Origin of the sequence: Paenibacillus sp. FSL M7-0420 (assembly GCF_038002345.1) — a bacterium.
Lineage (GTDB): Bacteria > Bacillota > Bacilli > Paenibacillales > Paenibacillaceae > Paenibacillus_AQ.
Map to the genome: position 1 here is coordinate 3859954 of NZ_JBBOCJ010000001.1, position 25985 is coordinate 3885938.

Genomic DNA, 25985 nt, shown 5'->3' on the forward strand with positions numbered 1-25985 from the left:
GGAGGAATACGTTTGTTAGACAATCATTCATTTCCTGAATCCCATACTACGAATCCCGGACTGCCGGAGCTGCAAGCGGATTGCCTGAACTGCTTCGGGTTATGCTGCGCAGCGCTTCATTTCTCTGCATCCTCAGACTTCGCCATAGACAAGCCTGCCGGACAGCCCTGTCCCAATCTGCGGGAAGACTTCCTCTGCGGCATTCATACTGAGCTACGGGAACGCGGCTTCCGGGGCTGCACCGTGTACGACTGCTTCGGGGCCGGGCAGAAAATCTCTAATCTGACCTATGGCGGACGCGACTGGCGTCAGGCTCCCGAGACTGCAGGACAGATGTTCGAGGTTCTTCCCGTAATGCGCCAGCTGCATGAGCTGCTATGGTATCTGCACGAGGCACTCACGCTGCGCGGGGCCGAGACCCTGCATGATTCGCTTATCAAAATGCTGGAGCAGACGCAGGCCCTCACCCTGCTCAGCCCCGACAAGCTGCTTCAGCTCGAAGTGCCCCTGCACCGCGCTGAAGTCAACGAGCTGCTGCTGCGTGCCAGCGAGCTGGCGCGCACCGCTGCCCGTAAGCAGCTCTCCCCGGCTCCGAAGCGCCAGAAGAACTATGGCCGCGGAGCCGATCTGATTGGGGCCAAGCTGCGCGGGGCCGACCTCCGCTGCCTCAGCTTACGCGGCGCGTATCTGATCGCTGCAGATCTCAGCGGCGCTGACCTGCGGTTCGCCGATCTGATTGGCGCGGACTTCCGTGACACGAATCTGCGCGGAGCCGATCTGCGGGGCAGCCTCTTCCTGACTCAGGCGCAGCTGCAAGCTGCGCAAGGCAGCCCGTCCACCAAGTTGCCGGAATCCTTAAGGCATCCGGAGCACTGGGCTTGAGGAGAATAAACCGGATGATGTTCTATCCGGTTTTTTTGTGACGTCCAGAGGGTTGGTTCAACGATTTTCCCTTGCCATTTGCCTGCCGATGTTTTATATTGACATGACAGCAGGTCTATAATAAATGAGGTGAACGGATAAGATGACTCCCCGCACGAAGGAACAGAACGAAGATATCCGGCTGCGGCGGCTGGTGCAGATCCGCAAAGCAGCAGCGGACGTATTTTTGAATAAAGGGCCTTTATTAGAAATCCGGGATGTGGCTGCGGAGGCCGGTCTCGGTTATGGTACGGTCTATCATTATTACAGCAATAAGGGTGATTTGCTTCACGACTTGTTATGGGATGCGCTCGACCGGGCCGGGGAATGGCTGAAGTTCCCGCCTATGGCAGAGCCCGGGCTACCGCTAAAGATCCCGCTGGAGGGTTCTGCCGCCGGGGTGCGGCTATTGCAGCTATGGGCGGAGGATCACGCTATCTATCTGCTGTGTAAGCAGGCTGGTGAGGGATTCCCTTCCCTGCCTGAAGCCCGCTCTTCCCCGCTCACTGCCGAGTTCCGGCGGGAGGTGCTGACCCCGCTGTCCATGATGCTTGGCACTGGACTTACGGAGGAATCACTTTCTCCTGGAGGGACAGTAGTCGATGCGCCGTCTGGATTACAATATACAGAGATGCTGTTAGCCGCTCTGGTTGGCTGTGCTGCTTTGTCCCTCCGGCGGGGACAGCTGAATGAAGAGGCACCGGAGATCGTCAGGGTTCTTAAACTATAAAAGATTGAAACTATTAAAGGATGAAGGAGCGGATACACACAGCATGATTATTCTTAAATCCCCCAGAGAAATTGAAGAGATGAAGCAAGCCAGCCAAATTGTGGCCGACTGCTACCGTGAGGTGTCCAAGCGGATTGTACCCGGAATCACTACGCTTGAAATTAATGACTTTGTGGCAAAACATATCACCAAGCTAGGCGGCAAGCAGTTCACCAAAGGCTACAACGGATTCCCTGCCGAGACCTGCATATCCATTAATGATGTGGTTGCCCATGGGATTCCATCCAGCAGACGGGTCGTGAAGGAAGGCGACTTGCTGAAGCTGGACATTGTGGCGCAATACGGGGGTTGGTTCGGAGATTCGTGCGTGAGCTACGCTGTCGGTGAGATCGGGCCGGAGGCACAGAGATTAATGCAGGTAACGAAGGAGTGCCTGGATCTGGGGATCGCCCGGGCTGTTCCGGGAGGACGGCTGGGCGACATCATATCGGCCATACAACAGCATGCCGAAGCACACGGTTATTCGGTCGTGCGCGATCTGCTGGCGCATGGCATCGGACGAAGCCTGCATGAAGAGCCGAGCTACGTGCACATCGGCACCGCAGGCAAAGGCCTCCGACTCAAAGAAGGCATGGTATTTACGATTGAGCCGATGATTAACGAAGGCACGTACCACATCACCATAGACGATGATGAATGGACAGCGAGAACGGCTGACGGCAAGCTGTCCGCGCAGTATGAGCACACCATTGCCATCACTGCAGATGGACCGCTGATTTTAACGGCCCAGTAATCATTGAAGTAGAACGTTAACACATATAGGCTAGATTAAGTTGACCACTTACGAACCCTACAAACCCTCCCGTTTCTGTCTAGGAACTGACCCCAATTAGAGATCGGGAGGGTTTTGTTTTTTACCTTTATGACCGGGTTTTGCAGTTACGGCGTTGGATGCTGTCGTGCGATTGGGTGGTCCTGCTTGTCGGTTGCTGGGTAGTGTCTTGGGGTTAGGTTTTGAACTTACTATTGTGAATTTTTCATGTATTGAATTTTTAACTAATTTTGAGTTCAAAGCAGCAGTTATTTAGGTGCTTTAGACGCTGGAACGACAGCAAATGTATTTTGTACAATAGAACGCGGTAAAAACGGCTTCGAAAAAGAATCTATTGTATTCGGTACAATTGAATGTTGTACCAAGGCCCTTTTTCATCCAAAACACAACATTCCACTGTATGAAATACAATAGAATCTCATTTCACGGTCAGGTATGTGTTTTCTATTGCAGGAAATACAATCAGCTACCGGTATCCAGATAAATGACCGGGTTTTGCGGTTCTATTATGAATTTTTCATATGTTGAAATTTAATAATCAATATTTAGGTGGTTAGTCCTTTGACTTGTCGGTTTGCCGGCCGGTCGCTACTAGAAATACTAATCCTTGCCGTGCTGCTCCCCTCGAATCTCACCCGGCAGCTTCAGCACAGTTACCTTGTCACCGGCAGATAATTGTCCGCTGTCCGGCGGGATGACGATCAGGCAATCGCTGTCTTTGATCGTAACCGTGACGGATGACTCGTCTACAGCGGCTGGATAAGCATAGAGCACTGCTTCGCGGATCTCCAGACGGGCGCGGACATAGCGGGTGAAGCTGTTGGCCCGCTTATAATCTTCACCCAGCACCGCGGTCCACTCGGGCAGATACGGCTGGGCTGCACCCTGCATCAGCCCGATGACCGGACGGGCAAACAGCTGGAATCCTACGAAACAGGCGCCCGGATTGCCGGATAAGGCGAGCAGGATGCTCCCGCCGCGAACGGCTGCTGTAGTGACGCTGCCGGGGCGCATGGCTATTTTATTGAACAGCATCTCTCCGCTCTGCTCACGGACCAAATCCCCCATAATATCATAATCACCGACAGATACGCCGCCGGTAGTAATCACCAGATCATAGCTCTCCAGGGCCATCTGCACCTTACTGCGGGCCAGCTCCAGATCATCGATGATCGCTCCCAGCATCACGGGCTCACCGCCCGCCTCCCGGATTAGCGCCTCCAGCATGGGGGAGTTGCTGTTGCGGATTTTGCCCGGGACTAACGGCTCGTCCACCTCCAGCAGTTCAGTTCCGGTAGCGAAGACCGCTACCTTGGGTCTGCGGCGGACCGGAACCTCCGGCACCCCGAGTGCTGCCAGAACAGCAATTTCACCAGCGCCGATTAGAGTCCCTTCAAGAAGCACTGGATCACCTGTTCTAAGCTCTAACCCGCAAGGGGTAATATGCAGCCCCCGCTCTTGCGGCTTGCGAATACCGACATAGGTAACTCCGCCTTCCATCCGGCTCTCCGTAGCTTCCATCATAATCACTGTATCTGCGCCGCCTGGAATCTGCGCTCCCGTCATAATGCGCGCAGCAGTACCTGCTGTAATCTCTCTGGAGGCTACTGCGCCGCAGGGAATGAGATCTACGACTTCAAGCCATACCGTGTCAGGTTCTCCTGCCGCTAAAGTGTCTGCCGCAATCACGGCAAAGCCGTCCATGCTGGAGCGGTCAAACGCCGGAAAAGGATGCGGTGCATGCGCAGACTCAGCCAGATAACGCCCGCTGCTGAGATGCAGGGGTACAGCTTCCTGTGCAAGCAGCGCAGCATAAGGCTTCAGCCTGCCTTGCGCCTCTGCAACTTGAAGCGCTGCCCGCTGAAATTTATCATTACTATATTCGTTTGTCACTCTTCAATTCACTCCTTCTGTTTCATCCGGTGGTTTGCTGCTCATAAAGCCAATTATGCCCTATTCTAACATGAAGACATAGCAAAAGGGATGCACAGGCCTGTAACAAGCGCATGCATCCCTTATTCCATTGTGATTCTATTCCGCAGTCAGCAGCGCAGCCGCCCCTGCTTCAGTTCAGCTTAAGATGCGCGGATCACTCTGACATCAGCCGAAAGGACACTTTCACCCTCATAGAGCATAAACCGTCCATTCTGCCATTCCACGCGCAGCAGCCGCGAATCATCTGACTGGTATTGCCAGACATGCTGCTCCCCGCCGTTCATATAAGGCGTCTGCCCGGTGACGGCGGCATATCCTTCATATTCTTCCTCCAGATAAAAGGTCCGGTCATCCAGCTCAAGGGTAGCCGGAACCTCGGATGGACTGTCCAGACGCCCGTCTATCGGGTGATACAATCTGTATTGCAGCTCTTCCCGCTCTTCTATATACAGATAGGCGATCCGGCTCCCGTCGCGCAGCGTCAGTACAACTGCATTACGGCCGCTTGTCTTCGTCCGGCCCGTCACTTCATAAGTGACCAGGGAGACCTCACAGATATCTCCGGGAGACAGGGTCAGCATGCTTGCAGGCGCTTTAGGCGCCTCCGGCTTCGAGAACAGATTGCCGATTCTTTTCCAAAGACCCAAAGCCATCATCCTCCTACAGATTGGTACGCTAATCCTTCTTCTTATCCGCGTATAAAGGCCGCAATAATCAAGGCTCCCGTCACATGCAGCGAGCCTGCCATCAGGCCGTAGCCGACCTTGCCAAGCTGAGTCCCATGATCCAGCTCAAGGTTCCCCCACCGGCTCAGCAGCTGCTCTACCGTCTTCTCCAGCACGAATAACAGGATAAAAGAGACAATCGAGACGATCAGGGCGGTTCCGAGCCGATTCGCCGCAGCAATGGATGCCGATAGAATATAGCCTTGTGACAGCAGCTTCAACACCAGCCGGGTAGTCACGGCCATATTTCCTGCCTTCAGCTCTTCCATATCATTATAACGGGTAAACAGCGAATCCACGAGCATCAGCACACACAGCAGTACTGCGCCGCTGACCGTCCATACTACCATGGACACCAGGGTATCGAAATCCATTACTCCAGCCCCCGCTTGTTCATATTTCACAACTGGTAAGACAAACATAAAGCGAAGGAGAAACCGCTGGTTCTGTCTCCCCTTCGCCTGTGGACAATTGCCTAAAGTCCGGCTTATGCCAATATGTTATTGTTTCTCGTATTGCTTCATCAGCGCAGCCAGCTCATCTTCAACCGCCTGGTCTTTGCCCAGCTTCTCGAACTCATCATCCAGCGATTTGTTGCCTGAGCTCATCTCGTTGCTGGCTTCCGCCTGTGCTTCGGCCTGCAGCATCTTGTCTTCCATCCGTTTGAGTCCGGCAGAAGCAGAGTCGGAGCTGAAGCCGCTCATCGCTTTGTTAATTTCGGTCTGTGCCTTCGCAGCGTTGTAACGGGCAACGAGTGTCTCCCGCTTGTTCTTCATCTGGGTAAGCTGTTTGCGCATTTCGTCAAGCTTGCCGCGCAGGTTGTCTGCGGAAGCCTTGTTCTGGTCGAAGCTGGTCTTGTACTCTACAAGCTTGGCTTCTGCCGATTTCTTCTCTTCAAGAGCACGGCGGGCCAGATCGGCGTTACCGGCTTGAGCGGCTGCATGAGCCTGTTGATTACGCTTGTTCACGAGCGCTTCCTGCTCTTCGTACAGCTGTTTGAATTTCTTCTCAATAGCGATCTGGGCAGCTACCGCTTTCTCAGCATCCTCCAGATCCTCCGTCATGTCACGAATGTACTGGTCGGTCATTTTAACCGGATCTTCCGCTTTATCGATAATCGCATTCACATTGGACATGGTCAGATCACGCAATCTTTTAAATATAGACATCGTTCATTCCTCCAAAATAAAAGTTAGTTGTTCAATGGTATCTTTTACGCAGGGAGACGGGGATCGTTTCAAAAATTTGTGTCAGCCTTCTGTACTAAATATTGCTCCACCTTATCATTCACAATATTTACGACCGCAAGGATGCCCTCTTTGCTCAGATCGTCATAGTGAATGCCCATCACAACTGTGACTGTCCGGTTCAATGTTGCAGCAGCCTTCAGCGCAATGGCTTCACTGATCGTATGCTCCTTATGATGGGGAACGGCAGAGGTCATCACCCGCGCGAATTCTCCGTCCATGTACGCCGTGCTTGCGGCACCGATATGGCGCACGCCCCCGGTAATCAGCAGCAGCAGATCACGGCCCACCTCGGTCTCGGACAGCACAATATCGTCAGGATGCACCAGATTCGTTGTCAAGCAGAACACCCCTCCCTTTATATTAACCATAGGCTGTAGAGATCTCTCATTCTGCGTCAAAAAGATCATTGCAATCCGGCTTGCTGCCTATACAATACCACGGATCTCATCCAGTGAGGAAATATTCTCTTCCTTCATAAACTGCTGCAATTCTTCTACAAGCGTGCTGCCGGCCCGCAAATTCATGAAATTGTAGGTTCCAACCTGTATAACAGTCGCTCCCGCCATAATAAATTCAATAATATCCGCGGCCGAAGTGATGCCGCCCATGCCGATCACCGGAATAGTTACCCTGCGGGATACCTGATGCACCATACGCAGAGCTACCGGCTTAACCGCTGGTCCGGACAGTCCCGCATAGAGGTTATTGAACACACTGCGGCGGCGGCGGACATCAATCTTCATCCCGGAGATCGTGTTGATCAGAGAGACGGCGTCCGCGCCTTCTGCTTCGCACATCACAGCCATCTCTGCGATATCCTCAGCATTCGGCGACAGCTTCACGGCCAGCGGCAGACTTGTAGCCGCCCGTACCGCACGGACCACTTCCTGGGCTGCCGGAGTCTTCACGCCAAAAGCAATCCCGCCCTCCTTCACGTTCGGGCAGGAGATATTCAGCTCAATCATATCCACTGCCGGCTTCCCGGCCAGAAGACGGGCATCCGCGTCCCGCTGGATCAGCTCCGCGCCCAGTACGTAATCCGCCAGCGTATTGCCGCCCAGATTCACGATACGTGCGGTATCCAGCGTCTCCCAATACGGCAGCTCCTTGGCCAGAAAGGCCTCTACTCCCGGATTCTCAAGCCCTACGCTGTTCAGCATACCGGAAGGCGTCTCATAGACGCGGATTCCGGGATTCCCGGCTTTGGCATGAAGCGTAAGCCCTTTGCCGGAGATTCCGCCCAGCAGGGACACATCGTATAACCGGCCATACTCACGGCCGAAGCCGAAGGTGCCGGAAGCCATCACAATCGGGTTCTTGAAGGACACACCGGCAATCGTTGCAGTTGTATTAATCATGGAACAGTACCTCCTCAGCCAGGAAGACAGGACCGTCTGCGCAGGCTTTGCGTTGCCCGTCCTTGCAGGAGACGCTGCAGACCAGACAAGCGCCGATTCCGCAGGCCATCCGGTTCTCCAGTGACAGATAGACGTCAGGGTGCTTACCCGCAGGATCTGGAGCGCTGCCCTTGAGCTGTGCAGCCTTCAGCATCGGATGCGGGCCGCAGACGAAGATATGGTCATACGCCGAGAAATCCACGCTGTCCAGAATCAGTCCGCCTACATCAACGGTCAGCTCAGCAGCCAGAGGACGGAAGGCTTCTGTACGGAACGGCTCGCGGCTGAAGCCGAGATAGATATCACTCCCTGGAAGCTTCTGCGCACAATAATACAGCGGAGCAATTCCGATCCCCCCGCCCACTAACGCTACCTTACCTTCGACCTGCGGGAAGCCTGTGCCGAACGGTCCCTCCAGCTCCAGCGGATCGCCCGGATTCAGTCCGGCAAGGATCTCTGTTCCTTCACCTACTACGTGATACAAGAATTCAACACCGTTATCATTCACCTGATGTATGCTAAGCGGTCTGGACAGCAGCGGATAGGCTCCCCATGCCCGCAGCATGTAGAACTGACCCATCTCCCCGCTGTTCCCCCCTTCAACTGCCAGGTGGTACACTCCTTCAGCCAGCCGCTCATTACTAATCACCGTCGCCACGTTATCAAGCTCCTTCAAATTTAATCTTATTAACCATGCCTTAGAAGGAACTTAAAATCTGTGACATTATTCACAAATGATGCCCTCTATTTCTTATTCCAGATTCCGCGCAAATAAGGTACGGGCAGATCGGACGTATTAATTCCGCCCAGCGCCTCCGCAGCATGAAGTGCCCAGTACGGGTCACTGAGCATACCTCTGCCTACAGCTACCAGCTCTGCCTTCGCTTCCGTAATCACCGCCTGCGCTTCCTCATACGACTCCAGACGCCCGACTGCGATAACAGGAACCTGTAATCCGCTGCGTATGTATTCGGCAAGCCCCACCTGATAAGCCGGCCCCGCATTAGGGCCTCCATTCGAGCCTATCGGCCCTTCCCCGCCCGAGGATACATGGAACAGGTCTACCCCTGCCTCCTTGTAGCGGCGGCAGAATTCCAGCGCATAAGCTTCATCATAACCGCCCTCGACGTATTCCTTGGCGGAGACCCGCATGATTAGCGGCATTTCAGCCGGCAGCACCTCACGCACCGCCTCCACCACTTGTTCCCCGAACAGGATAGGATCTTGGCCGTACTCATCATCCCTGACATTGGAGAGCGGGGAATGGAACTGGTGAATGAGGTATCCATGGGCTCCGTGCAGCTCGACGGTATCGAATCCCGCTTCAACCGCACGGCGCGCTGCTTCCCGGTAGGCGGTGATCAGCCCGGCGATCTCTTCACGGCTAAGCGCCTTGGGCATTGCATAGTTGCCGTCGAACGGAATCGCTGAAGGAGCAACCGGCGGGGCGGCATCGACAGCTTTGCGACCGGCATGACCGAGCTGAATCGCTATCTTCGCTCCATAGGCATGAACGGCCTCCGTCAACTGCTTGTACGCCGGAATCTGTCCATCGTCCCAGATCCCCGTGTCCTGATTCGAGATCCGTCCGTCCGGATGAACCCCGCTCATCTCTACAATAATGAAGCCTGTTCCGCCGACCGCACGGCTGACATAATGCACATGATGCCAATCCGTTGGAATACCGTCCTGCTTCTCAACCGCATACTGACACATTGGCGGCATAACCACGCGGTTCTTCAGGGTCAGAGCCTTCAGTTCATAAGGTGCAAACAAATCGGTCATTCTTGTCTCCATCCTTCCCGTATCTATGATCCATTTCAGTATACAACGATTTGCGGATGTGATAAATCTTTGAATGCTCCGCGGCCCGTAGGGCATAAATTCACGGCTGCATGGAAATAACAACCTTATATTCTAAACTAACCGGACCCGTGGTTGGAGGAGGCATCGTTCCGATGAAACTGGTAAAATTCCGCCGCATTGTGCTGCTCATATCCGTCATTGCCCTGGCCCTGTCTGCACCGGCTGCGGAGCTTGTGTCTGTCTCTGCTGCAGCGGCAGATAGTCCTGCGCCAGTGCCGGCACAAGAGATCCTGCCATCTTCCCGGCCACAAGCTTCTATTGAAGAGGAAACGGCGATACCGGCGGGATCAGCGGCCTCCCAATCTTCAGTAAAGCGCCATAAAAAAAGCAAAGGCCTCTCCCTCAGCCAGCTGCTGCGCAAATACCCGGAGACCCTCAAGACCCAGGGTCCCCGCCGCAAAATGATCGCTCTCACCTTCGATGATGTGCCTGATCCGCGCTTCACCCCGCAGCTCCTGGATGTGCTGCGCAAATATAAAGTCAAAGCTACATTCTTCGTGGTCGGCAGCCGTGCGGAGAAGCATCCCGCCCTGGTAGCCCGGATGATCCGCGAAGGCCATGCTATCGGCAATCACTCCTATAATCACCCCCAGTTCAGCAAGCTGAGTATGAATGCCTTCCGCATCCAGATTATCCGGACGGAGAATATTCTGCAGCTGCTGGCCGGATACAAGCCGAAGCTGATCCGCCCGCCGTATGGCGACATCAACGAGCCGCAGCTTAAATGGGCGAAGGCGCATGGCTATAAGCTGGTGAACTGGAACGTCGACTCGCTCGACTGGAGAGGACTGTCCAAAAATCAGGTCAAGCATAACATCCTCTCCCGGGCCGGCAGAGGGGCCATCATCCTTCAGCACGGGGGCGGCGGGAGGGGCAGCAATCTTCAGGGAACATTGCAGGCCTTGCCCGAGATTATCAGCAATCTACGCCAGCGCGGATACAGCTTCGTAACCGTTCCCCAGATGCTCCAGGTCAGCAAGAGCAAATAGCCGCTTGATAAGCAGGGTAACAAAAAAGGAAACAAAACCGGCGGAAGCTGCCTGGTTTTGTTTCCTTTTCATTAATACTTGTTATGCTTGCAATGGTGCAACTTATCATTATCGGTTTAATCAATAATATATAAATGTACATACTGATAACCGAAATTGGCTACAAAGCTCTGGCTGCCCGGAATAAAGATATCGATCCGGTTGCCCTTGATCGCACTTCCCATATCCGTGGCTGTAGCTACGAAGGCTTGCTTCGGAAGGCCCGGATGGGTATACCCGGTTACGAGCACCTTCGTTCCCAGCGGAATCACGCTCGGGTCAACGGCGATGGTTCCGAGCTTCAGCGTATTGCCGAAATAATCGACTGCGCCCCACTTGCCGTTCTCGCTGGCTGCCGAGGAATAGGCGGAAGCCTTGACCTGCAGCACTTTGGCATAATTGAATTCTTTGCCCCAGGCTTGAACAGTGTTGGTTGCCGGCTGCACACTCAAGGCTTGAACTTCTGCAGCGTCCACAGCTTCTACTGAAGCTGCTGCCGTATTAGCTGCTGCCACAGTCTTGGCTTGAACATCACCCGGAATGGTGAATTTCAGCCCGGGATAGATATTTAGCGCTGAAATCTGCGGGTTCGCATTCATAAGCTCTTCTACACTTATGCCATAATGATTGGATAGAGTATAATAGGTTGTAGTCTCTCCAGCGATATGTACGCTGTCGGCTTGAACGGGAGCTGCGTGAAGCAAGGTGCCGAGTCCCAGTACGGCCGCCAGGGCGGTGATGGCTCTGATCTTGAGTTTCATGAATTGCCTCCTTCAATGGTGACGAGCGGTTTGTAAACTAACAGTAATGAATATATCACAACTTTGTAACCATTGGCTATGTTTTTGTGGATATTGGAAATAATTAGCCCTAATAAAGCGTTATCAAGGATGCAAATATTACATATTCTTAATCATTATGAAGAGACTCTGCAGAATTATGCCATGTTTCCTGAATATTCGCAAAAATTTTACACAGTTTTAACATTTCTCGCTTAAGCAAATAGTAGAATGAAAGAATACGATATCTTAACTAGACATTGAAGCAACTTGGAGGGTCCATGAACGTGAATACAGATGAGAAAAAAATCAACAATATCAGTCCTGCAACAGCCTATCTTAACCGTGACCTCAGCTGGATCGAGTTCAACCGCCGGGTGCTCGGCGAGGCACAGGACCCGGAGAACCCGCTGATTGAGCGGGCCAAATTCCTGGCCATTGTGTCCAGTAACCTGGATGAGTTCATCAGTGTCCGGGTAGCGGGCATCCAGGATCAGATCCGGGCGGGATATACCAAAAAAGATTTTACCGGCTACACGCCCTCCGGCCTCTATAAACGCCTCAGCAAACGGGTGACCAAAATCGTCGCCGACCAGTACCGCACCTTTAAGGATATTTCACGCAGCCTGCACAAAGAGGGCATCGTGTTCGTTGATTATGAAGACTTGACACCGGCACAGGAGCTGTCGGTTGAGGAATACTACCGTGATATTATTTTCCCTGTGCTGACTCCGATGGCTGTGGACCAGAGCCGTCCGTTCCCGCTGGTTCACAGCCAATTCATCTATCTGGCTGTCGTGCTGACACGCAAGGACAGCCAGGAGGATGAGCCTTACTTCGCCATTCTGCAGATTCCGTCCAATCTGCCGCGCTGCATTCCCTTGCCGCACCGCTCGAACAGCAAAAAACGGCAATTCGTATTCATTGAAGATGTGATCCGCCATCATATTCAGACCTTATTCAGCGGTTATGATCCGGTAGCTGTCAGCGAATTCCGCCTGACCCGCAACTCCGACCTGACGATAGATGAAGAAGGCGCGGAGGATCTGCTGGAGGAGATTGAGAAGGAGCTCCGCAAACGCCGCCGTGGTGTGCCTGCCCGTCTGGAGGTCCAGAAAGGCATCCATCCCTATGCACTGGAGCAGCTTCAGGCTGAATTCGAGCTGGAGGACTTCCTCTTCGAAATTGAAGGTCCGCTTGATCTCGGGTTCCTGCGCAGCTTCACCAGCAGTCTGAAGGGCTTCAGCTATCTGCTCAATCCGCCTGTCGAGCCGATGTATCCGGCAGAATTCGATGAGAATGAGGATTTCTTCGAGGTGCTGAGCAGCCGTGATGTGCTGGTCTATCATCCGTACGAATCCTTCGATGCGATGACGGATTTCATTATCCAGGCCTCCGAGGATGAGCAAGTGATGGCGATCAAAATGACGCTGTACCGGGTCAGCGGCAATTCTCCGCTGATCACTGCCCTCGCCAACGCGGCCGAGTCCGGCAAGCAGGTTACGGTAGTCGTGGAGCTGAAGGCCCGCTTCGATGAGGAACGCAACATCGCCTGGGCGCGTAAGCTGGAGCAGTCCGGCTGCCACGTGGTCTACGGTCTCGTCGGCCTCAAGACCCATGCCAAGGTGACGCTGATCGTCCGCCAGGAAGGCTCAGAGCTGCGCCGTTATGTTCATGTGGGAACAGGCAACTATAATGACAGCACGGCCAAGGCCTATACCGACCTTAGCCTGTTCACCGCCAATCATGAGATTGGCCTGGATGCGTCAGAGCTGTTCAATCAGATGACAGGCTACTCTGCCAATTACAACTGGAACTCCTTCATCGTAGCACCGACCAATATGAGTCTGTCGCTCCAGAAGCTGATTCTGCGTGAGGCGGAGCATGCCGCCGCAGGCCGTCCTGCCCGGATTATCGCCAAGATGAACTCTCTGTCGAACCAGGAGGTTATTGATTATCTGTACAGCGCGGCCCAGGCGGGAGTGTCTATCGACCTGATCGTCCGGGGAGTCTGCTGTCTGCGTCCGGGAATTGAAGGCCTCAGTGAGCGCATTACGGTCCGCAGCATTGTGGACCGCTTCCTGGAGCATTCACGCATCTATTACTTCGAGAACGGCGGCGATCCCGAGGTCTACCTGTCCAGTGCCGACTGGATGACACGTAACCTGACCCGGCGGATCGAGCTGATGTGTCCGGTGAAGGATAGCAGTATCCGCGATCAGATTGTCAAGATTCTGGAGCTGTCGCTGATGGACAATGTCAAATCCAGCTTCCTTCAGCCCAACGGATATTATGAACGGATCGACGACAAAAAGGCCCCGCTCCGGAGCCAGTTCGCCGCTATGGATGTTACCCGCTGGAAGGGAAGCCGAGCTTTACCTTCACCGACCAAGCATTCCTGAAGGCTTTGAGTGCATTCTCAATGTCCTCCAGGCCGATCAGCACTTGTCCGCCCTGAAGCTCCAGATCCAGCGTATGATTATGCAGACGGGACTTCAGCCCGCTGACAATGCCGATCTCGGTGCTGTCCAGCGCAATGCTTAACTGCACTAATGTACCCAGCTTATGAATCCATTCCTCGTCGGAAGGCAGCAAAATGTCCTTATGCATCAGGGACAGCTTCTGCTTCCGGCTTTTTGTGCTGTAGGAAGCGATATACGCGCTAAGAATCAGCTGGCGGTGCGTCAGTCCCCGGATGGGTGAATTCATCAGCCAGTAGTGGGTGTGCCGCTTGGATTGATAATAGTTAATGTTAGAGCCTGTCCGGTGCAGCATAATCGCCACATAGACCAGCATCTCCTGCTCCTCCCGGTTCCCTTCCCGCTCAAAGGCCCCCAGCAGACTCAGCGCCAGCTTGTTGATATGGTCGAGATGCCGCTTGGAGGTACGGATATCGAAGCGGATAATGGTATCCAGACTGTACTCCAGCGCGCTGTCACGCACCGGCTGCTCCGGCTCCAGCAGATCATGCAGCATGCCCTCACGCAGGCCTTCGCCGCTGATCAGCGCCCGGCTGGCACCAATGTAATGATAGACGGTATGGAAAATAATCAGCCCGGACACGATGATATCCGCCCGGCTTTTGGACAGCCCGTCCAGGTCCTTGCGCTTCTCAAACGAAGTAGCAGGCAGAACCTCCATGAACCGTTCGATCGTCTCGTGCTCCAGCGCGTAACCATGGGAATTAGGCAGCGAATAATCGCGGTTCCTCTGATCGAGCTTAGCCAGTGAGCGAAGCGTTCCTCCCAGCCCGTATAGCGGAAGTCCTGTGCCCGTCGATAGCCAGTCATGCTCCACCAGCCTGCCGGTTACGTATAATTGCAGCTTGCGGATCTGATCCGCATTCCAGTTGCCGCCCTGGCTGAACATCTGATTGGTGTTGACCGCACCGAAAGGGAAAGAAATACTCTGCTGATAACGCCGTCCGCGGAATAAGGTAACCTCGGTACTGCCCCCGCCGATATCAATCACGAAGCCATCCTGGACGTCAAAAGCATTAATCACCCCAAGGAAGCCGAAATACGCCTCCTGATATCCGCTGACCACCTCAATCCGAATCGACGAGGCCTCTGACAGATAGCTGATGATCTCCGCTGAGTTCGCTGCATTCCGGATGGCGGCGGTGGCGCCTGCGCGGATTCTCTCTACTTCAAAATCATCACAAATCTCCTTGAACTGCTGAAGAACAGGTATGATCGTATCCATATCCTTCTTCTCCAGCCTGCCCTCCTTCGTAATCTTCTCGCTCAAACGGGCAGAGTACTTACATTCCTTGATGATTTTGTAGCCGCCTGCCTGCGTCGTGTCATAAATTACAAGCCGTATAGAGTTGGAACCAATATCAATAATGCCGATCCGGCAAAGATCATCTCTCATCTGTATGTACTCCTTTTCAAGTAGATTGATCATTTGTATACTATATCACCCATTGTGCACTCCGCCAAAATAAAATAACCCCATATGGTGGGGTTATTTAACCAGCCTTCTATAATACCTTGCTGAGAAAATCGCGTGTGCGGGCATGCTTGGGATGACCGAACACCTCTGCCGGTGTCCCCTGCTCCACAATCACTCCGCCGTCCATGAACAGGATCCGGTCCCCCACTTCACGGGCAAAGCCCATCTCGTGCGTTACAATCACCATCGTCATACCGCCCACGGCCAGCTGCTTCATAACCTCCAGCACTTCACCGACCATCTCCGGGTCCAGCGCCGAGGTCGGCTCGTCGAACAGCATGACATGCGGCTGCATGGCCAGCGCCCGGGCGATTGCGATCCGCTGCTTCTGTCCGCCGGAGAGCTGGGCCGGATAAGCATCGCGCTTGTCTTCAAGGCCTACCGTTCGCAGCAGCTCCATCGCGTACTTCTCCGCCTCGGCAGCCTGCTGCTTCTTCACCTTGAGCGGGGCGAGCATAATGTTCTGCAGCACGGATTTGTGCGGGAACAGGTTGAATTGCTGGAACACCATCCCCATTTTCTCACGGGTCATGTTGATGTCATGGCGCTTCGCGGTAATGGATTCACCCTCGAAGCTGATCTCCCCGCCTGTGGGCTGCTCCAGCAGGTTCAGGCAGCGCAGAAAGGTGCTTTTACCCGATCCGCTGGGACCGATGACAACAACGACCTCTCCCTTGTGAATATTCAGATCAATGCCCTTCAGGATCTCCAGCTTCCCAAAGCTCTTCCGCAGGTTCTTAACCTCGATCATCCGTGTTCAGCCTCCGTTCCAATATACCCAGCAGCTTGGATAGTGTGAATGTTAGTACGAAATACATGACCGCAATCACAAGCAGCGGACTAAGTCCTTCATAAGTAATGGTGGTTATTGTTCTGGCTTGGAACAGCAGATCCGCTACACCAATCATCGATACGATAGAGGACTCCTTAATAATTGTAATGAATTCGTTGCCGATGGCAGGCAATACATTCTTCAATGCCTGCGGCAAAATGATGTAACGCATGGTCATACCCTGCTTCATTCCGAGTGAACGAGCCGCCTCCATCTGGCCGCGGTCCACCCCTTGAATTCCGGCACGGAAAATCTCAGCCAGATATGCGGAGCTGTTAATCGTAAGTGTGATCGCACCCGACTGAATCGGGGACAGCGAAATACCAAACTCCGGCAGGCCGTAGTGAATCAGAAACAATTGCACCAGCATCGGCGTCCCGCGTAAGAACTCCACCCATGCGGTGGCAATAAAGCGCAGAATTCTCCATTTGGACATCCGCAGGAGCGAAACCAGGATGCCTAGTACGAAACCGAAGAATACCCCCAGCACCGCAAGCAGCAGTGTGTACTGCAGACCGGATAAGAATAAATTGCGGTACTCATAAGCCATATCGAATATATTCATTGCCCTCAAACCCTCCTCTTCTCAAAAAAATAGAAAACGGCGGATCACCGCCATTTTCTGCATGGTAGAGCATGATCCCGCAGCCGGCTGCGGGCTTATCTTGATCTCCGCTAACCGTATATGCGGCTTCGCGTGTTATTTGCTCTCAGCAAGCTCGCTTGCTGCCGCTACGAATTCATCAATCTTGCCTTCGGAGTTCAGGCGTCCGAGTGTCTTATTCACTTGATCGAGCAGCTCGGTGTTGCCCTTCTTCACACCGATGACATAGCCGTCATCTTCAACCTCCGGCTTGGCATCCGTGATCACGAGGCCCTTGACGTTCTTCACAAAGGACTTGGCAACAGGTCCTTCCATGATGGAAGCATCCACCCGGTTCGACTGCAGCTGCAGGACGATTTCGGAGATTTTGCTGAGGGAGGTCAGCTGTGCGCCTTCGATGCCCTTGGCAATCCCCTCCTGGATGGAACCGGTCTGAATTCCGATCTTGGCGCCCTTCAGTGCGTCCATGCTGGCGAATTTGTCCTTGTCGGCTTCACGCACTACGACAGCCTGCTCTGCCTTATAGTAGATGTCCGAGAGACCTACAGCTTCAGCGCGTTCCGGTGTCGGGCTAAGTCCCGAGATCACCATATCGATCCGGCCGCTCGCCAGCTCATTCAGCAAAGAGTCGAACGGAAGATCCTTAACCTCCAGCTCCTGGCCCAAATCAGCAGCGATCTCCTTGGCAATCTCGATATCGAAACCAACAATCGTATCCGTACCTTCAACCATCTTGTGGAATTCATATGGAGGAAAGTCTGCGCTTGTACCCATAATCAGCTTCTTGGCAGGAGCCTCTGTGCTTGCTGCTCCGCCATTTCCGCTTGCTGCGGTGTTGTTCTTATCATTATTGGAGCCGCATCCGGCCAAGAGTCCTGCTGCCAGCAGCAGCCCCATAGAAAGTTTACCCCATTTGTTCATTTGTTCCGTCTCCCTTACTCTATTTATATTCTATCTCTAATCTGTCCCAATGACTAACTGACCGATTGACCGATTTATTATAAAACACTTCGCATGAATATGCAAAGACGAATTTGTGACAAAAACCTGTTACGAAGACAAAAAAATGCACATCCTATGAAGGTGGTATATAATACTATCTACTATAGATTATCTCCAATTGCCGCACGAATCATTACACTGGCGTATATAGGAAGTATCGTATGTTTCTCAAGCTTCCACCCAACTTACAGGAGGTGCTACTATGCTGCTTGAAGCGATGTACCATGTTCCCCGTGACAAATGGGCCTATGCCTATGATACTGAAACGATTCATCTGCGTGTGCGCACCAAACGAGATGATGTGGACTACGTAGTTGCCCTGACCGGCGACAAGTACGATTGGCAGCATACCTCTTATGATATTATCATGGAGAAGGCCGCCTCCGATGACAAATTCGACTACTGGGAAGCGGCGGTCCGGCCCAAGTATAAGCGGCTTAGCTATACTTTTCGCGTGAGTAAGGGGATGGAGACGGTCTATCTGCTTGATAACGGTATTCGCTCTGAGTGTCCCCCGCCGCCGAATCACTTCTACGAATTTCCTTATATCCACGGGATCGACTTGTTCCGGGTTCCTCCCTGGGCAAAGGATGCCGTGTTCTACCAGATCATGACCGAACGTTTCGCGAATGGCAATCCCCTGATTAACCCGGAAGGCACTCAGCCTTGGGGCGGCAAGCCCGAGCTGAATAATTTCTTCGGCGGAGACCTTCAGGGCGTGCTGGATCATCTGGATGATCTGCAGGAGCTGGGCATCAATGCCCTCTACTTCACGCCGCTGTTCGTCTCCCCTTCCAACCATAAATATGACATTGTGGATTACCGGAGAGTCGACCCGCATTTCGGCGATAATGAGCTGCTGAAGCAGGTCGTCGAGGAATGCCACAGGCGGGGCTTGCGCGTCATGCTTGACGCGGTGTTTAACCATTGCAGCGACCAGTTCCCGCCCTTCCAGGATGTTCTGGCCAAAGGGGAGTATTCAGTCTACCGGGACTGGTTCCATGTGAACTCTTTTCCGGCTGAGATTGCGGACGGTATCCCTACCTATGACACGTTCGGCTTCTACGGCAATATGCCGAAGTTCAACACCGCCAATCATGAAGTAAAATCTTATCTGCTGGAGGTGGCCGAATACTGGATCAAGGAGATCAAGGTAGACGGCTGGCGGCTGGATGTGGCCAACGAGGTGGACCATCACTTCTGGCGCGATTTCCGCAAGGTGGTCAAAGCCGCGAACCCGGATGCCTACATCGTCGGCGAGGTATGGAGCGACTCCTTAACCTGGCTGCTCGGCGACCAGTTCGATTCGGTGATGAACTATCCCTTCTCGGGGACGGTGCTGGAATTCTTCAACGGCGGGATGGACGGCATCACCTTCGGTCACCGGATCGGCGGCCTGCTCATGCGTTATCCGCAGCAGACGAACGAGGTGGTCTTCAATCTGCTCGGCAGCCATGACACTCCCCGCCTGCTCACCGTGCTTGGTGAAGACAAACGGAAGCTGAAGCTGACGGTCGTCTTCCTGTTCACCTTCATGGGCACCCCCTGCATCTATTACGGCGATGAGATTGGCCTGACCGGCCACGAGGACCCGGATTGCCGCAAATGTATGGAATGGGACCTGGACAAGCAGGACCGTGAGCTGTATGGCTTTTACCGGATGATGATTAATCTGCGCAAGGAGAATAAGGCGCTTCGTGAAGGCCGCTTCCGGATTCTTCAGGCTTGCGAGCATGACCCGTGCATCGTCTATGAGCGTGCAGATGAGCTGATCCATTTCACGGTCTGGATGAACAATTCGCCGCAGCCCCGCACGCTCAGCCACCCGATGGAGACCAGTGACTGGCTGGATGCGCTGACCGGCGAAGCAGTAGCCCCGGAACGCGGGATGATGAATGTGGCGCTGGAGCCGTACGAGTACCGGATTCTGTTCCGGCATATTTTGGAGGTGGGATCTAATGATTGAACGTGAGCAGCGGATCAGACAATATTTTGATTCCTGGATCAACAAGGACAGCTCTATGTTAAGCACCATCTTCGATCCGAACATCGTGTATACCGAAAGCTACGGTCCTCAGTATCGGGGATTAGGCACCCTGTTATTATGGTTCGAGGACTGGAATACACGCGGAACCGTATTGAACTGGACGATCAAGCAATTCATCCATCAAGGCCATATGACTGTGGTTGAATGGTACTTTAAGTATGAGTATGATGCAGTGAACGATGCGTTTGACGGAGTCTCCTTAATCGAATTGAATCCCGGGAACCAGATCGTGAGTCTAAAAGAATTTCAATCGAAAATACCGCATTATTATCCGTATACCTGACTTGATTTTAAGACATATTTAGGTTTTGAACACGTCGCATGGTCGTCGCTGCGGTGAACATTTGGACTTCCGGCCGCTGTTGTCTGCAGATTTCTTGATTTTCATACCGCTGTTAGCGGGTGGAAATCCGCAGACAAAGGCGGTCGCTACCGCTCCTCCAGTTCCAAATTTCCCCTCCGCTCCTTTTGCTTTTGTTGATTTTTTTAATATTTCTTATTTTTGTGGAAGAACGCATCTTAATTTCGCCAACTTTCAAGCGTTGGCGTTAAATAATTACGGTTCTTTGTCCTTGTATCTTAGGTAGCCACGTGCAACAGAAAAACAGCTGTTCCAAAAGTATACTAGCGGAGACAGACCTCTATCTTCAAAAGCTTAAGGTTCAAAACAGCAGCGATTCTCCTATTATTGGAAAATCGCTGCTCTGTATTTTTGTCATTTACAGCTTGTTTTTAATACATTAAGGGCAAGTGAAAGCCAACTAACCTTGAGCGTCACTTTTCAATGCCGCAAAGGTGCAAACGCCGGAAAGCCCAATTGTTCTTCAGTTGACCAAATACGCTTTCCAGGCTTTGTTCTCTTCCTTGAGTAGCGGCCGTAGATCTGCGATGCCGGTCTTCTTTAGGGATGGTTGGTCGTACTTTCATTTTACTAAAGGGCGATTTCTTTTTGTGATTTTTGAAAGACTTTTTAGAAATGGTCCCCCGCTTAAACAGCGGAGAGAACGAAATGATTGTGGAAAAGCGATAGCGGTCGCCTTGGTCTCCGGATTTTCACCGTTTAGGGGGATGAAAAAAATCTGGAGAGCACAGCGATTGTAACAACGTTTCGTTCGTGGAGCGTTCTCACCACGTTCACACGTTAATCCAACTCAAAAAAGAGGGGCCGTCCCAAGCCATTTCATGGCTTATGGCCCCCCTTTCCTTTCTAAACCGTACAGTACCTATTCCTCAACAGCAACAGTAATCTTGTTATAAATATCAATATACTGCTGAGCGGATACGTTCCAGCTGTAGTCGCCGGAGAATGCGTTTTTGGCTACTTTTTTCCAGTGCTCGGGCTTGTGGTAGAACGATACGGCGCGGCGGAGCGTATGCATCATATCATGGGCGTTGTAATCCTTGAAGGTGAAGCCATTGCCCTCTCCGGTATATTCGTTGTACGCCTGCACGGTATCGTTCAGTCCGCCTGTCTCACGGACCACCGGAATGCTGCCGTAACGCAATGCCAGCAGCTGGCTGATGCCGCAAGGCTCGAATTTGGACGGCATCAGGAAGATGTCGCTGGCGGCGTAGATTTTGCGGGACAAGGCATCACTGAAGGTAATCTGTGAGGACAGCTTGGTCGGATAACGCCACTGGGCCTCGCGGAACCAGCGTTCGTAGACTTCATCCCCCGTCCCCAGCAGCACGAACTGAATGTCATCATAGTACAGCAGCTCATCCAGCACACGGGTCAGCAGATCCAGTCCTTTGGAATCCACCAGACGTGTAACCATCGCTACCATAGGAATGTAAGGGGCTACCGGCAATCCAAGCTCCTGCTGGAGTCCCAGCTTGTTCTCGGCTTTCTTAGCCAGGTTGGAACGGTACTTGGTGAAGATTGCACTGTCACTGGACGGATTATAGCTCTTGGTATCAATTCCGTTAACAATGCCGCTCAGCGCGTCAGAACGCGCAGTCAGGAGACCATCGAGACCATACCCGTAGTACGGGGTCCGGATCTCATCAGCATAGGTCGGGCTGACGGTGGTGACATGGTCACTGTAAACAATCCCGCCCTTCATATAATTCACATTCCCGTAATACTCCACGCCCAGGAAATAACTGTCGTCCAGACCCAGCAGCTCTCCCAGCACCGTATACGGGAAGACTCCCTGATACAGGAGATTATGTATGGTGAATACCGTACGCATCTCACTGTAGAACGGATTATGCCGGTAATGCGCCTGCAGCAGCAGCGGAACTACCGCAGCATGCCAGTCATGGCAATGGATTACATCCGGCTGGAAGCTAATGGCCGGCAGGCATTCCAGCACCGCCCGGTTGAAGTACGCGAACCGCTCGCCGTCATCCATATAGCCATAAATCCCGTCACGGCCGAAGTAATACTCATTGTCGATGAAATAGACGGGAATCCCTTCAAAAACCACCTTCTCGATCCCGCAATACTGATTACGCCAGCCAATCGGGACCTCCAGCGTGGCGACATGCTCCATCTGTGCGGAATACTTCTCAGGAATGCCTTTGTATTTGGGCAGAATCACCCGGACATCGACCCCGGCCGCCTTGAGGGCCTTCGGCAAAGCGCCGATGACATCGGCCAGTCCGCCTGTTTTGATAAATGGATGGGCTTCCGCTGCGGCAAATAATACTTTCATTCCATTCTCCCCCTTATATAGTCGCTTACTCGGACACTTCCTGCGTTTAAACGGTCTTGCGGCCTGACTTCTTAAGCACCACGAAGCTAAGCGGCGGCAGGGTCAGCTCTACACTGTTCACCTGATTATGCCACTCGGTCTTGGTGCTCTTCAGCGGCTCGTTGTGGAAGCCTGATCCGCCGTATTCGCTGTTCTCTGAGCTGAATAATTCCTCATATATGCCAGGGCGCGGTACGCCAATGCGGTAATGGCGGCGCTCCACCGGCTGGAAGTTGATGATAATGAGCAGCGTATCCACCGGACGTTTGCCTCTGCGGATATAGGATACGACACTCTGCCCGCTGTCGTCGGCATCGATCCACTGGTAGCCCGCCATGTCATGGTCCAGCTCCCACAAGGCTTTTTCGGCAAGGTACAGCTTATTCAGTGCAGCCGTATAGGCCAGCATCCGGCGGTGGCTCTCATAATCCAGCAGCAGCCAGTCGAGCTGATCCTGATCCTTCCATTCAATGAATTGCCCGAACTCTCCGCCCATGAACAGCAGCTTCTTGCCCGGATGGCTGATCTGATATCCGAGAAGCTGGCGCAGACCGGCGAATTTCTGCTCATAGGACCCCGGCATTTTGTCCAGCAGCGACTTCTTGCCGTGCACCACTTCGTCATGCGACAGCGGCAGTGTATAGTTCTCGGCATACGCATAGCATATCGGGAAGGTCAACAAATTATGATGATAAGGGCGCGAATCGAAATCCCGTTCTATGTAGCCTAAGGTGTCATTCATCCAGCCCATATTCCATTTGTAGTTGAAGCCCAGGCCCCCTTCATGCACCGGCGAGGTGACGCCCGGCCAGGCACTGGATTCTTCCGCCATCATGAGCGCCTTCGGATAATACCGGAAGATCGTCTGGTTGAGCTGCTGAATGAACCGGATGGCCTCCAGATTCTCCAGCCCGCCATGCTCATTCGTCCGGAACTGATGGGGTTCCTTCTCGAAATCAAGCCGCAGCATACTCGTAACCGCGTCCACCCGCATGCCGTCAATATGATACTTCTCGAACCAGAACAAGGCATTGGAGATCAGGAAGGATGAGATTTCCGGCTTGCTGAAATCGAAGGACAAGGTGCCCCAGCCCGGTTTCTCCGCCAGCATCGGATCGGCATACTCATACAGCGGCGAACCGTCGAACAGGCGCAGACCATGAGCATCCTTGGCAAAATGGGCCGGAACCCAGTCCAGAATGACTCCGATGCCTGCCTGATGCAGCTGATCGATCAGATACATCAGATCCTGCGGCTCTCCGAAGCGGCTGGTAGCCGCAAAATAACCGGTTCCCTGGTAGCCCCAAGACAGATCATAAGGATGTTCAGCGAGCGGCATGAACTCCACGTGGGTATAGCTCATCTCGCTCAGGTAAGGAATCAGCAGACTGCTGATCTCCCGATAAGTGTAGAGCTCACCGTCCTCCTTCTGACGCCAGGTGCCTAGATGCATTTCATAAATATTCATGGGTGCCTGATACGGACCTTTACTCTTCCGCCGCCAAGCAGCATCCCCCCATTTGTAGCCGTCCAGATTCGCTACAACGGATGCAGTGGCCGGACGCACTTCCGCGTGGAAGGCATATGGGTCTGCTTTGAGGAAGCTTGTCCCATCTGCTCCTGTAATCCTGTATTTGTAAAAAGTTCCCGGCTCCATTCCCGGGAAAAAACGACTCCAAAATCCTGAATCGGGTATCTTATATAACGTATCAAGATCGGATGTTCCATCCCAGCTGTTATGATCTCCCGCCAGTCCTACATATGCCGCATGAGGAGCCCACACGGTAAAGCGAACGCCGGCCTGCCCTTCTTGGACGGCAATGTGCGCGCCAAGCATCGTATAGCTGCGATAATTCGTGCCCTCATGGAACAGATAAATATCTTCAGCGGACGGGAGGTTTTCTGTTTTTGGTAAATCGGCCAAATCATCACCACCTTAGGATATATGATGCACCTATTACATTACCCGAATATATAGATTTTGAAAATGATTTTGAGCGAAGGCGGGGCAATTTCTGAATATTGAAAATAAAAATGTAATTTTTGCAGATATGCAGCAATATAATTCACCTATGCCGTTTCAAGCGCCCAGCTTGCGTGTATATTACAAGCATTGACAAAAAAATGGGAGGGATAACACATGAGTAAGAAAGAATGTATTGCTATGCTTCTTGCAGGCGGGGAAGGCCGCAGATTGGCCCCGTTGACTTCCAGCATGGCTAAGCCTGCAGTCCCTTTCGGCGGACAGTACAGAATTATTGATTTTCCCCTCAGCAACTGTGTGAATTCCAAGATTAATACTATCGGAGTACTGACTCAGTACGAAGCAGAGTCCTTGCATCAGCATATCGGTGAAGGTGAGCCCTGGGGGCTGCACAGCCGCAGTGACCGGGGTGTAAGGCTGCTCCCTTCAGGGATTGAAGGCAGAGACAGCTATACAGGCACCGCCGATGCTATTTATAAGAATATTGAATATATTGACAGTCAGAACCCGGAGCACGTACTTATTCTGTCGGGAGACCATATCTACCACATGGACTACCGCAAAATGCTGGATTATCACATCGCCAAGTCTGCGAAGGCAACGATATCGGTTATGGAGGTTCCTTGGGATGAAGCGAGCCGCTTCGGCGTGATGAACGTGGATGAAGATTTCAAGATCTCTGAATTTGCCGAGAAACCGAAGGCGCCGAAGAGCAACCTGGCTTCCATGGGTATTTATCTGTTCGAGTGGGCGTATTTGAAGGCTCATTTGCTGCGGGATGCTGCAAATGCGGAGTCCGGTCATGACTTCGGTAAGGATGTCATTCCATCCATGCTGGATGCGAATGATGAACTGTTCGCTTACCGCTTCGAGGGCTACTGGAGAGATGTGGGTACTGTTGGCAGCCTCTGGGAAGCTCATATGGATCTCTTGCAAGAAGACGGCTTCCAGCTTGATAATTCACGCTGGCCGATGTACAGCCGTGCACAACGCACCAAGCTGGCTGCGATCAGACCCCGCACTCAACAAGCTGCTTCAGCAGATTGCCTGATTCACGAAACCTGCCAGCTCGAAGGCAGCCCTCAGCGCTCGGTCATCTTCAGCGGTGTAGAGATCGGCAAGCAGAGCAGAATCAAGCAGAGTGTGGTAATGCCCGGTGCCCGTATTGGACGCGGTGTTCTGATTGAACACGCCATTATCGGCGAAGGAGCTGTAATCAAGGATGGCGCTGTGATCAAAGGCAGTGCAGACAACATCGTAGTTGTCGGCCCGCATGAGATTGTCGCAGCCAAGCCGCTGGTCCGTACCCAGCCTGCCCGCCTGCTTCAGGAGGTCTATGAGAATGCCGGCCGTCTGCGTGCGGAAGGAATGCCTTCATAACAATCGTTCAGCACAAT

At 52.9% G+C, this 25985-nt stretch carries 23 protein-coding genes; 8 read left to right on the forward strand and 15 right to left on the reverse strand.

The features are described 5' to 3' along the window. The first annotated feature begins 12 nt into the window (after nucleotides 1-12). The 3 genes from MKX51_RS16325 to map all read left to right on the forward strand — a co-directional run bounded on the left by MKX51_RS16325 (nucleotide 13) and on the right by map (nucleotide 2444). Nucleotides 13-882 (forward strand): pentapeptide repeat-containing protein, encoded by an 870-nt coding sequence (locus MKX51_RS16325; RefSeq protein ID WP_340993161.1) that lies wholly within the window; start codon nucleotides 13-15, stop codon nucleotides 880-882. Nucleotides 883-1024: 142 nt separating this feature from the next. Next, nucleotides 1025-1651 (forward strand): TetR/AcrR family transcriptional regulator, encoded by a 627-nt coding sequence (locus MKX51_RS16330; RefSeq protein ID WP_340993162.1) that lies wholly within the window; start codon nucleotides 1025-1027, stop codon nucleotides 1649-1651. A gap of 43 nt (nucleotides 1652-1694) precedes the next feature. Further along, nucleotides 1695-2444 carry a type I methionyl aminopeptidase gene (gene map / locus MKX51_RS16335; RefSeq protein ID WP_340993163.1) on the forward strand — a complete coding sequence of 250 codons (750 nt, stop codon included), beginning with the start codon at nucleotides 1695-1697 and terminating at the stop codon, nucleotides 2442-2444. Nucleotides 2445-3083: 639 nt separating this feature from the next. On the opposite strand, the gene MKX51_RS16340 is transcribed toward map, so the two are convergent. The 8 genes from MKX51_RS16340 to MKX51_RS16375 all read right to left on the reverse strand — a co-directional run bounded on the left by MKX51_RS16340 (nucleotide 3084) and on the right by MKX51_RS16375 (nucleotide 9575). After that, entirely contained in the window at nucleotides 3084-4376 is a 1293-nt protein-coding gene (locus MKX51_RS16340) for a molybdopterin molybdotransferase MoeA (protein WP_340993164.1), read from the reverse strand. A 182-nt stretch (nucleotides 4377-4558) separates the two neighbouring features. Next, a complete protein-coding gene (locus tag MKX51_RS16345; RefSeq protein ID WP_036695414.1) occupies nucleotides 4559-5065 on the reverse strand; it encodes a DUF4178 domain-containing protein in 507 nt (168 codons plus the stop codon). A 41-nt stretch (nucleotides 5066-5106) separates the two neighbouring features. Further along, entirely contained in the window at nucleotides 5107-5517 is a 411-nt protein-coding gene (locus MKX51_RS16350; RefSeq protein WP_036726501.1) for a DUF350 domain-containing protein, read from the reverse strand. Nucleotides 5518-5643: 126 nt separating this feature from the next. Next, the gene (locus MKX51_RS16355; protein ID WP_340753376.1) at nucleotides 5644-6312 is read right to left on the reverse strand and encodes a PspA/IM30 family protein; all 669 of its coding nucleotides are present in this window, start codon (nucleotides 6310-6312) and stop codon (nucleotides 5644-5646) included. A 68-nt stretch (nucleotides 6313-6380) separates the two neighbouring features. Then, nucleotides 6381-6731: a prenylated flavin chaperone LpdD gene (lpdD, locus tag MKX51_RS16360; RefSeq protein ID WP_340993165.1), complete on the reverse strand. Its 351-nt coding sequence runs from the start codon at nucleotides 6729-6731 to the stop codon at nucleotides 6381-6383. A gap of 87 nt (nucleotides 6732-6818) precedes the next feature. Further along, entirely contained in the window at nucleotides 6819-7751 is a 933-nt protein-coding gene (locus MKX51_RS16365) for a dihydroorotate dehydrogenase (RefSeq protein ID WP_340993166.1), read from the reverse strand. Further along, the gene (locus MKX51_RS16370; protein ID WP_340940340.1) at nucleotides 7744-8448 is read right to left on the reverse strand and encodes a dihydroorotate dehydrogenase electron transfer subunit; all 705 of its coding nucleotides are present in this window, start codon (nucleotides 8446-8448) and stop codon (nucleotides 7744-7746) included. The genes MKX51_RS16365 and MKX51_RS16370 overlap by 8 nt, the downstream gene beginning before the upstream one ends. Nucleotides 8449-8534: 86 nt before the next feature. Then, complete coding sequence (locus MKX51_RS16375) at nucleotides 8535-9575, reverse strand: NADH:flavin oxidoreductase/NADH oxidase (protein ID WP_340993167.1); 1041 nt, start codon at nucleotides 9573-9575, stop codon at nucleotides 8535-8537. Nucleotides 9576-9748: 173 nt separating this feature from the next. Here MKX51_RS16375 and MKX51_RS16380 point away from each other — a divergent pair, with 173 nt between their 5' ends. Further along, a complete protein-coding gene (locus tag MKX51_RS16380) occupies nucleotides 9749-10645 on the forward strand; it encodes a polysaccharide deacetylase family protein (RefSeq protein WP_340993168.1) in 897 nt (298 codons plus the stop codon). A 116-nt stretch (nucleotides 10646-10761) separates the two neighbouring features. Here MKX51_RS16380 and MKX51_RS16385 read toward each other — a convergent pair whose 3' ends face one another. Then, nucleotides 10762-11445 (reverse strand): 3D domain-containing protein, encoded by a 684-nt coding sequence (locus MKX51_RS16385; RefSeq protein ID WP_340993169.1) that lies wholly within the window; start codon nucleotides 11443-11445, stop codon nucleotides 10762-10764. 299 nt (nucleotides 11446-11744) lie between these two features. Here MKX51_RS16385 and ppk1 point away from each other — a divergent pair, with 299 nt between their 5' ends. Beyond that, entirely contained in the window at nucleotides 11745-13865 is a 2121-nt protein-coding gene (ppk1, locus tag MKX51_RS16390) for a polyphosphate kinase 1 (RefSeq protein ID WP_340993170.1), read from the forward strand. On the opposite strand, the gene MKX51_RS16395 is transcribed toward ppk1, so the two are convergent. The 4 genes from MKX51_RS16395 to MKX51_RS16410 all read right to left on the reverse strand — a co-directional run bounded on the left by MKX51_RS16395 (nucleotide 13813) and on the right by MKX51_RS16410 (nucleotide 17777). Then, entirely contained in the window at nucleotides 13813-15339 is a 1527-nt protein-coding gene (locus MKX51_RS16395; RefSeq protein WP_340993171.1) for a Ppx/GppA phosphatase family protein, read from the reverse strand. The genes ppk1 and MKX51_RS16395 overlap by 53 nt on opposite strands. A gap of 109 nt (nucleotides 15340-15448) precedes the next feature. After that, nucleotides 15449-16171: an amino acid ABC transporter ATP-binding protein gene (locus tag MKX51_RS16400; RefSeq protein WP_340993172.1), complete on the reverse strand. Its 723-nt coding sequence runs from the start codon at nucleotides 16169-16171 to the stop codon at nucleotides 15449-15451. Next, nucleotides 16158-16817, reverse strand: coding sequence for an amino acid ABC transporter permease (locus tag MKX51_RS16405; protein WP_076079313.1), 660 nt, complete (start codon nucleotides 16815-16817; stop codon nucleotides 16158-16160). The genes MKX51_RS16400 and MKX51_RS16405 overlap by 14 nt, the downstream gene beginning before the upstream one ends. 135 nt (nucleotides 16818-16952) lie before the next feature. Continuing rightward, entirely contained in the window at nucleotides 16953-17777 is an 825-nt protein-coding gene (locus tag MKX51_RS16410) for a transporter substrate-binding domain-containing protein (protein ID WP_209873716.1), read from the reverse strand. Nucleotides 17778-18060: 283 nt separating this feature from the next. On the opposite strand from MKX51_RS16410, the gene MKX51_RS16415 reads away from it, so the two are divergent. Together MKX51_RS16415 and MKX51_RS16420 are read left to right on the forward strand one after the other, a co-directional pair. Next, complete coding sequence (locus MKX51_RS16415; protein ID WP_340993173.1) at nucleotides 18061-19824, forward strand: alpha-glycosidase; 1764 nt, start codon at nucleotides 18061-18063, stop codon at nucleotides 19822-19824. After that, nucleotides 19817-20188 (forward strand): nuclear transport factor 2 family protein, encoded by a 372-nt coding sequence (locus tag MKX51_RS16420; RefSeq protein ID WP_340993174.1) that lies wholly within the window; start codon nucleotides 19817-19819, stop codon nucleotides 20186-20188. The genes MKX51_RS16415 and MKX51_RS16420 overlap by 8 nt, the downstream gene beginning before the upstream one ends. Before the next feature lie 940 nt (nucleotides 20189-21128). Here MKX51_RS16420 and glgA read toward each other — a convergent pair. Both glgA and glgB read right to left on the reverse strand, forming a co-directional pair. Then, a complete protein-coding gene (glgA, locus tag MKX51_RS16425) occupies nucleotides 21129-22565 on the reverse strand; it encodes a glycogen synthase GlgA (RefSeq protein WP_340993175.1) in 1437 nt (478 codons plus the stop codon). Between the two features lie 46 nt (nucleotides 22566-22611). After that, entirely contained in the window at nucleotides 22612-24528 is a 1917-nt protein-coding gene (gene glgB, locus MKX51_RS16430) for a 1,4-alpha-glucan branching protein GlgB (RefSeq protein ID WP_340993176.1), read from the reverse strand. 216 nt (nucleotides 24529-24744) lie between these two features. On the opposite strand from glgB, the gene MKX51_RS16435 reads away from it, so the two are divergent. After that, nucleotides 24745-25968: a glucose-1-phosphate adenylyltransferase gene (locus MKX51_RS16435; RefSeq protein ID WP_340993177.1), complete on the forward strand. Its 1224-nt coding sequence runs from the start codon at nucleotides 24745-24747 to the stop codon at nucleotides 25966-25968. Nucleotides 25969-25985 lie beyond the last annotated feature (17 nt).